Source organism: Vibrio sp. OPT41 (assembly GCF_015163595.1).
Classification (GTDB): Bacteria; Pseudomonadota; Gammaproteobacteria; order Enterobacterales; family Vibrionaceae; genus Vibrio; species Vibrio alginolyticus.
This window is the reverse complement of the sequence record NZ_JADDYH010000056.1, coordinates 1-406: the sequence shown is the minus strand read 5'-3', so window position 1 is coordinate 406 and position 406 is coordinate 1. Positions and strand designations below refer to the sequence as shown.

Annotated in this window: 1 protein-coding gene; it reads left to right on the top strand. The window is 42.9% G+C overall.

Features of this window, described 5'->3' with window-relative positions; genetic code table 11:
• Positions 1 to 379 (top strand): transposase (locus tag IQP38_RS21330; protein ID WP_193838018.1); only part of this gene is annotated, 379 nt, incomplete at its 5' end.
• Positions 380 to 406: the final 27 nt, after the last annotated feature.

The following is a 406-nucleotide window of genomic DNA, read 5'->3' as shown; positions in this document are numbered from 1 at the left end:
TACTATTCTCCAAAGCATGCCTGGTGTTGGTAAAGTCCTTGCGGCATCCCTAATTAGTAATGTACCCGAGTTGGGCTTTATCACTAACAAACAAGCTTCTTCTCTCATTGGTGTCGCACCGATAACAAGAGAAAGTGGCCGCTTTAAAGGTAAGCGGCTGATACAAGGAGGGCGGACTCAAGTTAGGACCGTTATGTACATGGCGATGATGTCGGCTATCCAATGCAACCCTGTTTTCAGAGCAACTTATGAACGACTACTTACGGCAGGAAAACCGAAAAAAGTTGCCATTGTTGCCTGCATGAGAAAGATGGTTGTTATCTTAAATTCAATGCTAAGAGATGGTGTTATGTGGGATACAGATAGCCTCAAAAATTAACTATTGACGCCATAGTCTCTTGTTATA